The organism is Seonamhaeicola sp. ML3 (assembly GCF_023273855.1).
Taxonomy (GTDB): Bacteria; Bacteroidota; Bacteroidia; order Flavobacteriales; family Flavobacteriaceae; genus Seonamhaeicola.
In genome coordinates this window covers 2,282,217-2,295,042 of sequence record NZ_CP096884.1, presented here as the reverse complement: position 1 = coordinate 2,295,042, position 12,826 = coordinate 2,282,217, and the positions used below count along the sequence as shown (strand labels likewise).

Here is a 12,826-nt window from a genome sequence, read left to right as displayed (position 1 = left end):
TTTAGTTTTTTACGTTATTCGATAGAAGCCATTATTATGAATTAATAACCTGATGGTTCATAGATATAACAGAAATTTGCTGATTTAGTTCCATAAAAGCGCATAAAGCTACTTAATTTCATTGTATTTTTAGTAGTATTAATTCACTTATTGGCCCTTCAGGAATGACCTCAGGGGCATGCTGCCTAAAGCCTCCATGTTTGGCTTCCCATTTCAATACATATTTTATATTTTCTTGATTGGATTTGCCCTTATCGTAAGCCATTCTCAGAAGCATACCTTCTCTTTTGGTCAAAGGCCTTTTTAAATCTTTGGGGTATTTAAGCTTAATTTCAGCTGTTCCACTTAAATGCTCCAAAGTTTCTAAATCTATCGTGTATCGACCCGATTCTCCCTTTTCAGTTTCCCAGTCGATTGCCAAAATGTTATCATTGGAAACACCCACAAAATCGAACTTTCCTCCAATGGTCATGAAGGCTCCTCCATCAATAAATTGCCATCTGAAATCCCAGTTTGATATTTGCTTAGAAATCCACTTTCCTTCTACCAATTTTGCTAGATATAATTGCGTCAATCCTTGTTCATCGTATTTGATATAGCCAACTATGGGTTCATCTTGAGGGGTTAAAAATAATTTATACCTACTGTTGTGTAAACCACCTTTTGATGGTGTTGCATCAACCATCACCGCTTCATCCTCGGGTTTAAACGGTAATTCTACAGTTTCACCTGCACCATTCACCCAATTCACCAAATCGGAAGTTTTTGCATAGGCTAAATTATGGCTGGTTTCGACTTTTGGGGTCCAGCGCCACATCCAAAGAAAGTGAAAATCGCCTTTAGAATCTTTAATCCACTTGTGATAGGCAGCTCTATCATCATCTTTTTCAACCCCTTCAAAAAGCGGTTTATTTAAGTAACGTTTCCATTGTTGTTCCTCTGGCAAAAATTGATTGATTAAAATATTACCGTTTCCGCAGCTCCCCGACCTATATGAAAACAGTAGTTTTCCAGATTTATCATTAAAGAACTTAGGATAGGTCACTCTTGTTTCATCATCGCCCACCATAGTATTCAATGCTACCATGGTTTTGATATCCCATGGTTTTTCACTTTTAAAATAAGCCAATGGGTCTACGTGCATGTTGCCACTTACATGTATGTATCCCATTTCATCTATACCCAAACTCACATAATTATGAGAATCCCAAATCAATTGGTTAGGTAAGGTTTTTTTAACCCATTCATCGCTATCCAATTGTCTAGAGGCAACAGTCATCATTCTATCTCTATCAAAATAAGCGACATACTGTTGGTTCCCGACCGTTTTTAAATCGAAAGCAACGCCATTGGCAGTCCAGACAGAATCCACAGTTATTTGCTCAACAATGGTGGGTTCTTTTATATTTTCTTCAATTAATTCAGAAGAAACTACTTCAGTTTTTGCTTGATGTTTGCATGAGTTCCACAACAAAAATAAAACGCCAACTAAACCATAAATCACATATCTCTTCACAGTAAATTCATTTCTTAATTAACCTTAATTATCACACGTCTATAATCAACTAAAGGAACAATTATGTTATCATCCCAAACTTCAAGTATCAGGTGCAATTCCTTCCCTTGCGCGTCTTCGGGAATTTCAAACACTATCTTGTTTGCTGAAGCATTTTTAATTTGCAACGCTTTACTATTTGGGTTATCTCCTGCTTCTGAATACATAAACCAGTTAAATCTTAAACTATCGTTGTCTGGGTCTGTAGACTTTGACGCATCAAAATTTAAAGTTTCGCCTGTTTTGCTTTCTAGAAAAATAATAGCATCACTTTCATCATTATTGATAACCGCCTTAGGGTAATGGTTTGTTTCTTCAAAGGGCTTTACACACCAATCCATTCGCGCTTTAAAGTCATTCCACATGGCTTGTCGCCATCTGAAGATACCTGCATTTTTATCGGCATATTGTTTGCCGGTTTCAGGGTCTGTCCAGATGTCTTTAGCATCGGTATACATGGCCCAGGGCTTAAATTGAGCTTCCTCGTTAGCAACAAAATCGAATCGAGCTGGAATATTCTCCACTTTTCCAAGGGTATATCTTCCACTCCAACCGCCCCAAGTTTGCTGTGTTGGGTCTGTAAGTCCTGTGGACACAAAACGCATCCAAGGGATGGTTCCGCCTCCTTCTATAAAATTAGGTAATGCTTCAGTGAAATAGGCATTTTCGTTAATATAGGCTCTTACTGGATACAATTCCCCTAGTGGCCCATGTCCTGTCCTAACATGCACATTCGCCCAATCGTCTTGTCCTTTGGCAGTGTAATCAAAGGGTTTCCAATGATGAGGGCCTAAGTCATGCGCCCAAGGTCCGCCATAGGCTTTGGTTTGGTAAATACTCCTAATCCAATGAATCTCTGGAAACTCTCTGCAGGTCCAAGCACCAAGTGTACTTTGTCCTGCGTTTTCAAATATGTAAAGCTTCTTTATAGCAGATTCCAATTCGGCTTCGCTATGGGTATTCTTATAATCTAAAAGTGCTTGAGCAATGGTACCAGCGCCTCCATTACAAATGATATGAATGGGTCTTTCATCGTCCTTATCTAAAGCTTGAATTATCAAATTAGAACCTTCGGTACTTTTTCCGTCACCAATACCTATACGCCTATTGTCAGGTTGACCAACCACAACAATATTTCTTAAATACTGTGGGTCATGCCATCCTTTTGCATGAAACTTTAAATTGGGTAGCACCTTTTCATAGGCATCTATAAGCTCATGAAACAATTCAGGCTTAAGTGTTTGATACTCTGGATTGGGATGATTCAATCCTCGAAACGGACTAGAAACCGCTATAAGACCTTCCAAATCGAAGGTGTTTGAACACATCAACATGTGTAACATTTGCTGAACCTCATCTGGTTCATTACCCATATCAGCTAGAATAATGACTCTAGACTTGTCTATGTTTTTAAATTCCATGTCAGGAGCACATCCAAAAAAGGAAATGATAAAAACAATAAGTAATATGGGTTTAAATGATTTCATTAACAATATATCAACTTCAACAGTTTATATGATTGGCTCAAAACACTCCAACATCATAAAATTGTAGAGTTAAGATTTTGAATAAACAATGTTATAATCTCCTGACCCTAAAATCACATTCGAATTACCTTCAATATCTAAACCATATTCACTTTGTGCATCAGGGAATGATTTTCCATTAATCACTAATGATTCTAATTCGTCTTGACTTAAAACTAATGTAGCTTTGGTATTAAATGGCACCTTAAGATTCATCTTGAACGTATTGTTTTCAACTTCCCAAGCATTCTGTATAGTTCCATAAGGCGTTGGCACTTCTACTATTGTACTTGTTAGTTGAGATGGAAATTGTGGGTTAACAACAAATTCCTTAAAACCAGTGTTTTCTGTAGATGTTTGTATGCCTCCTAAACTCTCATAAAAATACGTTGCAAAACCAGTATGCATGGGATGGTTTAGGGAGTTACTGGGGCCTACCATGTCTTCCCAAACAAACTGGCGTTCTGGCCATGTGGTAAAACCAGAATTCATGACATAAGTCTGACTCGGGAAATCTGGTGTGGTTAATAACTCATAGGCTAAATCTGCTTTTCCATATTTAGACAACACCGTATAAATATATCTGTTGCCATGAATTCCTGTAGAGTGATGACCGCCTTTTACTTCAACTATATTATGCACCAATCCGTTTACCACCGTTTCAATGTCGTTCTCGGGGACAATTCCAAATTGTAATGCTTGAACGGTAGCAGTCTGACTTTGATACCATTTGTTATTTGTGCCCGGGATTTCAACTAAGAACTCCTTATTAAACGCAGTTTTCAAGGCTTCTTTCTCTTGCTTCATTTTTGCTTCATACTCTGCATCGTTGTTCATTTTAGCAAATCGCTCCATAATTCCTAACACATCATAAAAATAAGCGTTTGCCGAAATAATTGGGTCGCATTCCATAGCACTTGGATTCCTTTTTCTGTCCCAAAGTGGTGGACACCAATCGCCCATACCATCTTGCATGATGCCGTTGTCTCCTTTATAGTTTAAATAAAAATCTGTTAAGCCTTTCATGGCATCGTAATATTCTTTCACGATGTCGTCATCACCATAAAACTTATAATTGTACCATGGTAAATACATGGTAGCTACACCCCAATCTATTTTTGCATAAGTTGAAGTTCGCTTTCCAGGGGCAATCATTGTAGGCACCGGAAATTTCAATTCCGGATTATTATGCCCTTTTGTTGGTCGCATTTGGGTGCGGATATCTTCCATATATTTTTTATAGAAATCGTACATATCGTAGTTATACAATGCATACTCACAAAATGCGTGTGCATCACCTAACCAACCGCATTTTTCGCGGTGTGGACAATCTTCTGGGATACCGTGAATATTATCAACAATCGTCCATTTACTAATACTGTGCATTTTGTTTAGCAAGTCATCCGAAGAGGTAAAACTACCCTTTTCTTGAATATCCGTTGCCACTAAAACCGCTTTAATCATATTTGCATCTGGTATAGTAGAAACACCTTTAATTTTGGCATATTTAAAACCGTGATAACTAAACTTAGGTTCCCAGGATTCTAGCTCACTTCCTTTACAGATGTACTCATACAACTGAGGCATTCCATTAGCACCACCACCAGTAGAACCCAGAAAGATATCACTTCCATCAGTCAATAAGGCTTCAGTGGTAATCACTTCAATAAGTTGTCCTTCTTTCTCTTTTACATTCAATTTAATCCAACCCGCAATGTTTTGTCCGAAATCTACAATCCATTCTCCATCAGCACCTTTAAAGACCTTTTGAGGTTCCAATTCTTGAAGCTTTTTTATTGGTGGAATTTGTTGTGCACTAATCTTTTGCACCTTTGGTGAAGCTTCTTTTGCTTGTCCCCAATTTGAATCGTTGTACCCTACTGTTGCCCAATCACCAATTTCAAATCTGGCATCATAGGTATCACCGCCATAAATATTGTTAAACACAATAGGGCCAGTAGATTCTTTCCAAGAGGCATCTGTAACAAAATCAGCTTCTGAGCCATCGGTATATTTTAACTTCACCAAACAACGCACTGTAGGTGGACCGTAAGCCAAATCCCTATCAGATTCGGGGTCGCGCTTCCAAGAAATACTTTGACCGTAAAAACCGTTACCTAAGTTAATTCCGAAGGCGTTTTTACCAGATTTTAAATCGTCTGTAATATCATAATTCACATAATAGGCTTGCTTATCGTAATTTGATGGTGCAGGGTCCAACACATGGTCGCCCACCTTTTCCCCGTTTAAAAACAGTTCGTAATACCCCAATCCACAGATATAAACTTGAGCATTTTCAATATCTTTTTCTACGTTAAGTTCCTTTCTAAAATAACTTGCAGGAAAACCATCCACTGGTTCAGGCTTATCCATTTTACCTGTTTTGTAATCTCTAAAACGGTATTCTGAAGTTCTGGTATCTTCATTTAAGGTAATCCATTTGGCTTCTCCCCAATTGCTTTGATTCATCAATCCCATTTCAAACGAATTAATATCAGACCACGAAGACGAAGCACCATTTTCATCCCAAATCTTTACTTTCCAATAATACTTTTTAAGGGCTTCTAGTGTTTTCCCTTCAAACTTTACATGCGCAGACTGGTTACTTTTTACTTCTCCAGAATTCCAAATATCAGCATCATTTTCGTTTAATTTTTCTTCGGAAGAGGCTACTAAAATATGATATGCCGTCTGCGTCTTGTTAAAACCTTCGGCATTTACGACCCATGAAAAAACCGGAGTTTCACTCTCAATGGTTTGCGGATTTACTTTGGAATCAACCATTACTTTATTAAAAACCAGAGTACTTTCGGATTCATGTTTTTCATTACATGATACTATTATTACAAATAATAGCGCAAGGTATATGTGTCGCATTTTCATTCTATAATTTTTGTTTAAGGATTAACGTTGGAAAAGTATAATAAAGATGCCCAAATATCGTCCTGTACCATCATGTAAGATTCAACTAAAACTAGACAGCATACGATAGTGAGTCTATTTAATAGTTATAACTTTGAATATAAGAAGTATATATTGAACACAATCATACTAAAGACAACGTTATTACGCGCTATAGTACTTATGGCTCTGGAGATTCTGGAGATGTAACAGCACACATTCAGTTTAAGGATATTGAGCTATGTAGAGCCGAATGATTTGAGTTATTGAGTTAAACCTCGATAAAATGTGAACAGATAGTTCTCAATCTTTTTTCATCAAGCTCTAAACCAAAACCTGGTTTCGAATCCATTTTATAATAACCATCACTTCGTTTTGTAGTGGAAGATTTTAGTACACATTCCACATACTCTTTAGAATCTTCTTCTTTCTCAATAGCCTCAACCCAAGTGGCTCCGGCTCCAATAGCTATTTGTTGCCACGCGGTACATGCAGGTCCTACCAAACTATCATCACCTATCATTACTTTTGCTCCAATGTCTTCTACTTTATTTGCAAACAGTGCAGTATGGCTAAAACTCCCCATAGTAGAAGGATGAAGATTGATAATTCTACCCATACCTTTTTGAAGTTTATTTACACCATTCCAAGCTGGTCGCATAGGTGCATCTGGAATTAAGTCTAAATCTCCTGTCATATTTTGTAATGCAATCCATTGTTCTGTGGTTAATGGTGCAGGGTCTTCAATAGCATTAAGTCCATTTTCTCTAAAAGTGTTCAGAATCTCAGCTAATTCTTCAAGCGATTTCCATTTTTTATAGCCTTTATTGACATCAGAAATCACTACTGCATCTTCACCTAAAACCTCGCGAATAATTCGAAGTAACTTTAAATCAACCTCAACATCACCATACATTTTAAATTTCATGTGATGCCCAAGATTTTGCTTTACACTTTTTTGAGCTTCTTCACGTACTTTTTCTTCATCTTTATGTAAAATACAATACAAGCCAGGAACCGCTTCTTTTTTATGCAAACCTAACAATTCAATTGAAGGCTTATTTTGCAAACGACCAGCCAAATCGAGTAAGCCCATATCCATCAATTCCAAATGTTTAAAAGACGTTTTTGAGCCTTTTACTTGTTGCGATTGCAATAACTTTTGTGCCTCTACAATACTTAAACCCTTGAATTGTTTCACATAATTTACCCAAGGACTCAAATCGATATCGGGATTATTTCTTGAAGCAGGAATTTCAGACCAGCCATAGTAATCTCCAGCACTTATTTTCATAAAAATGTGTTGACGATTTAACCATGTACCAAAAGAAAAATAACGTGGAATATTAATGTTGTACTGAAAAAATTCAATCCCAGTGATTTTTGCAGTCAATACATCTTTATTACTAATGCACGATGACAGTAAAGGATAAGATAAACTGTACAAGCCTAGACTAGAGATACCTTTTATAAAATTTCGACGATTAGTTTTCATTTGTAATGTTCCCGTTTACCAAGGGTCGTTCATAGAGTTTAGCAATTCTGCTAATTCCGTTTCCATTTTTTTGTCTAGCTCTGGATTTTCACCCCAAATATTAGTCATTTGACATGGGTCTTTAGCATCATGATAGAGATAATGAAACTTTTCATTATGTTCTCCTTTTACCACAGCATATGTATAGTCTTTGGTTCTAAAACCTCGAGCATCACCCTTTGACGCGAAACTTTTTCCTCCAAAATATAACTGTTTTTTTGGACGATTGACTTCCTTATCGAAAAACAGATTGGAATAATCTACACCTTCAACAGCATCTGGAATTTCAGTCTTTAAATTCATCAACCCTAACAGTGTTGGCATATAATCTGGTACAGAAATCAACAAATCTTCTGTTTTGGGTTTTATTTTTTTCGGATAATGAACAATTAAAGGAATCCTGTAAGCTTCTTTAAACCATACATTTTTATGCATCAATCCTTGACTTCCTAACATTTCACCGTGATCGGCAGAAAATACAATAATAGTATTTTCATACAGTCCTTTTTCTTTTAGTTTTTGAATAACACGACCAATTTGGTCATCTACACCATTAACAGACGCAAAATAATCTTTGGCTTGATTCAAACGTTTTTCAACACCTTTATCTCCTCGTTTTAATTCGTGATTGTCTGTGAACTGAACATTTGGACGATTTAATACGTCTTTATAATCCAACCCTTCATAACGTTTTTTGTAACGCTCAGGCACTTGTGTAAATGGTGTGTGGGGTGGATTAATAGACCAAAATAAAGCAAATGGTTCTTCTGCTTTTCGCTGATTTTCATTGTTATCTAAATAGTCCATAATAACATCAGCCTCATGTTCTGCAGACCATTTTTTGATGTATGTTTTTTCATCCTCTTTGGCATTGGTGGACCAATAATAAGGTGCATTATGTCTGTTGTGTGTTCCATAAGCATACCAAAAAGAAAAACCGTGTCTGCGGTCTGGTGGACACCACGTATCCCAAACACGTTTTACATCAGGTGGTGTTGGCTCTGGCCCATCTAAATGCCATTTACCTACATAACCTGCACTATAACCATTATTAACCAAAACATCAGAAATACAGATTTCATCTTTCTTTAAATAATTTCCAAATTCTGTTCTTTGAGAGTTACAATTCTCTACTACACCCGTTGATAGTGAATATCGCCCTGTAATTAACATAGCTCTATAAGGGCTACACAATGGATTATTGGCTACGGCTTCACTAAAAAAAACACCTTCTTCAGCCAATTGGTCTATATTTGGTGTGTGTACTGGGTCTTCTTTTAAGAATCCTAAAGACGCTTGCCTGTATTGGTCTGCAAAAATGAAAAGTAGATTTGGTTTTTGTTCTACAACCTCAACTCCTGAAGTTTTTTGCTTACAGGAAAAACAGATTAAAATTACGAAAATTAAAAGACAGCTTTTTGTTGTTTGATATATCATTGCTTTTAAATCAACTATAGTTTTTTTTATGAAAGTATAAAACAATAGGAGGTTGATTATCCTGCACTGGCCTGTACTATTTAATTAAGTTATAGCTTTAAAAATCCATATGAAAATCTTATATTAAAACTTAATTAATACTCAATAACAAAGTACAACTCATTATTATGGTCTACATCATTCCACTGTCCAGCTTCTCCTAAAGGCCAACCATTTAAAGACAAACCAAGTGCATCTTGTCCACCATAATCATCTGGTTCATCCCCCCAATTATTAAAAAGCCCATCAATGGCGTTTCCTGACCGGTCTCCAACCCAAAACAGTGTTACTTTTTTATCATTATTACCATCCCAAACCCAACTACCTTCAGTAGCAAAATCGTTCGCCCCAATCCAAACATAAGCACCTCCACCTCCATCTTGTGCAATAGTGTTGTTATTATTTATATGAGCTTTAGAAACCAATTCTGAATAAATAGCATTTTGCTCATCAGTATCATTAATTTCCACCAAAATACCACCTCGTTTTTTGGCACATGCAGATGCTTCGACCCAAGTTTTATTCTCTTTTATTATTTCATATGTTTTGCCTTTATATGTAAACGAGTGTATGTTGGAAGGGCTAGCACATTGACCAAAAGTTATATACATACTTAATTGAAAAATTGTTAATACAAGTGCTTTTTTTGCTTTTGTTTTCATTTGATTATTTTTAAATATTTTAAAAACCTTACTCATTTTGTAATACTTCTGACATTGTCATTTTGTATGCTTTTAAAGTTATTAAATAGATTACCGACAAGATGATAAGTAGTAACAGGACTACCGGGACCAAAAACATCCATACCCGTAACTCAATACTATCTATATAAGTATCTAAAAACCAATGTTTATAGCCATACCATGCCAAAGGTATGGCGATTAGAACACCAATTACAACTTGCCCAATTACTTCTTTAGTTAAAAGTCTATAAACACTTTTAAATTTAGCACCCAATACCTTTCTTACACCAATTTCCTTTACACGATGATTTATAGTGATTAAAATCAGCCCCATAAAACCAATAATTGCAATGATTATAGCTAGAACAGAAAACAAACCAAAAACAAATAAAAAAGTTCTATCAGGCTTTAAATTTTGCTCTATTTTATTTTCTAAAATCAAATAATCGAAAGGTTGTTCTGGAAAATAGCTATTAAAAATAGTCTTAATTTTTGTTGAAATTTCTGAGCTATAATCATTTTTTGAGTTCACTTTTAAAATCAAAAATGCTTTATGCCTATCTGTAAGTCTAATTACAGTTGGTACTGGCTCATTCTTTATTGAATAATAATGGAAATCTTCCGTTACACCTACAATTTTATACTCTCCCCCTCTATTAACCACATAACTATCAACTGCTTCCTCTGGAGATTTAAAGCCTAAACGCTCCATGGCTTTTTTATTCATTATGATACTTTTATTAGCATTTTCACGCTCTCCTTTTCTAAATGGTCTACCTGCTAATAGTTTCACATCGAAAAAATCAATGAATTGGTCATCTACAGATAACTGAAAAAACGCGTGATTCTTAGAAGCATCAGTCCCTTTTCTTCGGCATCCAAACCAATGTTGAATTTCTTGTCCCGGTATATCTGATGTAAATGTAAAATCTCTTACTTCGGGTAATTGCTTTAAATCATTTTTCATTAAGAGAATTTTATTGCGCAATTGGCTTTGCTTTTCTCCAGTTTTAGGCGCTTTAACAACAACACTCTGTTCGTAATTAATACCCATATCTTTTTCCATTAAAAATGTTGCCTGCTTGTAAGCGATAAATGTACCGCAGAGTAAGATTACAGAAATTACAAATTGAAGGGTTACCAATAATTTCCTAAAAATTACACCCTCTCTTTTATTCTTAAAATTGCCTTTTAGAACGGTTACTGGCTTATAAGATTGTAATACAATTGCTGGATATATACAGGAAGCAATAATTCCTAGAACAAATAGAATTGTAAAAGTTGTTAAGAAGTTATGGTGTTCAAACAGGTGAAAATCTCCAATTTTTGTAATTGCTTTAAATGAAGGGTTTAGCGCGTAAAATAAAATAATAGTTACTACTAAACATAGTATATTAAAAAGAAAAGCCTCGCTTAAAAACTGCACTAATAATTGTATTTTGGTTGCTCCGTTAATTTTTTTAACCCCCACTTCGTTCGCTCTTTCTATGGAACGTGCCGTGGTTAGATTAATAAAATTTATCCATGCTATAATCAAAAGAAAAATGGAGAACCCAAATAAGATGTCTATTATTTTCCCATTAACCGGAGGTTCTGTCTCGTATTCAATATTAGAATTCAAATGAATACTTTGCAATGGTTGTAAATAATATACATCTCTTCTGTTTTGCGCATCAAGTCTTTTCTTATAGTTTGTGGCTATCATTTCTGGAAGTGCAACTTTCTCTATAGTTTTATAATCACTATCAGGTTTTAATTGAATGAAGGTAGTACCATAATCATACCCCCAACTATTTCTAATCCTTGGACTTTGCTTGTAAAGCGTTTCCATAGAAAATAAAAAGTCGGTTTTTAAAATCGAATTTTCCGGCATCCTTTCATAAACAGCAGTAACTGTATAGTCTTCTGTACCATTAACTTTTATTGATTTTCCAATAGGATTTACCTCTTCTCCAAAATATCGTTTTGAAGCTGTATTTGATATAGCTACCGTATTGGGTGCTTTTAAGGCATCCTGTTCTCCAATTATCATTGGAATTGTAAACACTTCAAAAAAAGAAGCTGTCGCGTAATATGTTCTGTCTTCGGAATAAATCACTCTAGCCTTTGAAATATTTTCATAACTTATTGTGATTTCGTGTTTAGGTGTAATTCTGGTGTGATTTACTACATCGCTATAATGCGCTTTTAACCATTCGCCCGTTGGGGGGAAAGAGTTGGCAGTTTCCCATAATACTTTATCATTTTCATAACGATTATAAGCTACACGGTAAATATCTTCTCCATTTAAATGATGATTGTCGTAGCTTTTTTGGTAATACACATATTCAAGAATAAATAGCGCACTAACCATACCCACTATTAAACCAACAGCATTGATAATTGAAATAAGTTTATCTCGTTTTAAATTGCGATAGAAAATCTTTAGTTTGATAAAGTTCATTTTAGCTTGCTTTTATAAATTGAGTATTTGTAACTAGTTACTTGTTTCCATTACGATTTTTCCATCGAAAAGATTTATTATTCTATGTGCATAATTAGCATCGCTTTCAGAGTGTGTAACCATAATTATAGTGGCCCCTTCTTTACTCAATTCAGTTAGTAAACTCATCACTTCTGTACCATTTTTAGAATCTAAATTACCTGTAGGTTCATCTGCTAATAATAATTTTGGCTCTGCAACAACTGCTCTTGCAATGGCTACACGTTGCTGTTGCCCACCAGATAATTGTTGTGGAAAATGGTTAGAACGATGGTCTATTTTCATACGCTTTAAAACAGCTTTTACTTTTTCTTTTCGCTCTTTGGGTTTCATATTCATATATGTTAATGGCAGTTCAACATTTTCGTAAACTGTTAAACCATCTATTAAATTGAAACTTTGAAATATAAAACCAATGTTTCCAGTTCTTTCTTTAGTGAGGTCTTTCTCTTTTAAGTTACCTACTTCTTTATTATTAAATTGATAGCTTCCATTTGATGGTGTATCTATTAAACCTAAAATATTTAAAAGCGTAGATTTTCCACATCCTGAAGGTCCCATAATAGCTATAAACTCGCCTTTTTCAACTTGAATATTTATATTATTCAGTGCTTTGGTTTCAATGTCTTCTGTTCTAAAAATTTTGGTTAGATTGTTTAGTTGTATCAT

At 35.3% G+C, this 12,826-nt stretch carries 8 protein-coding genes; all 8 read right to left on the bottom strand.

Annotated elements, in window-relative coordinates; translation table 11 throughout:
* Positions 1-118 precede the first annotated feature (118 nt).
* The 8 genes from M0214_RS10130 to M0214_RS10095 all read right to left on the bottom strand — a co-directional run bounded on the left by M0214_RS10130 (position 119) and on the right by M0214_RS10095 (position 12,826).
* Positions 119-1,516, bottom strand: coding sequence for a BNR repeat-containing protein (locus tag M0214_RS10130; protein WP_248722451.1), 1,398 nt, complete (start codon positions 1,514-1,516; stop codon positions 119-121).
* 14 nt (positions 1,517-1,530) lie between these two features.
* Positions 1,531-3,042: a nucleoside hydrolase-like domain-containing protein gene (locus M0214_RS10125; protein ID WP_248722450.1), complete on the bottom strand. Its 1,512-nt coding sequence runs from the start codon at positions 3,040-3,042 to the stop codon at positions 1,531-1,533.
* Positions 3,043-3,111: 69 nt separating this feature from the next.
* Complete coding sequence (locus M0214_RS10120) at positions 3,112-5,958, bottom strand: alpha-L-rhamnosidase (RefSeq protein ID WP_248722449.1); 2,847 nt, start codon at positions 5,956-5,958, stop codon at positions 3,112-3,114.
* Between the two features lie 295 nt (positions 5,959-6,253).
* Positions 6,254-7,477 carry a mandelate racemase/muconate lactonizing enzyme family protein gene (locus tag M0214_RS10115; RefSeq protein ID WP_248722448.1) on the bottom strand — a complete coding sequence of 408 codons (1,224 nt, stop codon included), beginning with the start codon at positions 7,475-7,477 and terminating at the stop codon, positions 6,254-6,256.
* 15 nt (positions 7,478-7,492) lie between these two features.
* The gene (locus M0214_RS10110; protein ID WP_248722447.1) at positions 7,493-8,953 is read right to left on the bottom strand and encodes a sulfatase; all 1,461 of its coding nucleotides are present in this window, start codon (positions 8,951-8,953) and stop codon (positions 7,493-7,495) included.
* A gap of 134 nt (positions 8,954-9,087) precedes the next feature.
* Positions 9,088-9,654, bottom strand: coding sequence for a lectin-like protein (locus M0214_RS10105; protein ID WP_248722446.1), 567 nt, complete (start codon positions 9,652-9,654; stop codon positions 9,088-9,090).
* A 28-nt stretch (positions 9,655-9,682) separates the two neighbouring features.
* Positions 9,683-12,118 (bottom strand): ABC transporter permease, encoded by a 2,436-nt coding sequence (locus tag M0214_RS10100; protein WP_248722445.1) that lies wholly within the window; start codon positions 12,116-12,118, stop codon positions 9,683-9,685.
* Positions 12,119-12,151: 33 nt separating this feature from the next.
* Complete coding sequence (locus M0214_RS10095; RefSeq protein WP_248722444.1) at positions 12,152-12,826, bottom strand: ABC transporter ATP-binding protein; 675 nt, start codon at positions 12,824-12,826, stop codon at positions 12,152-12,154.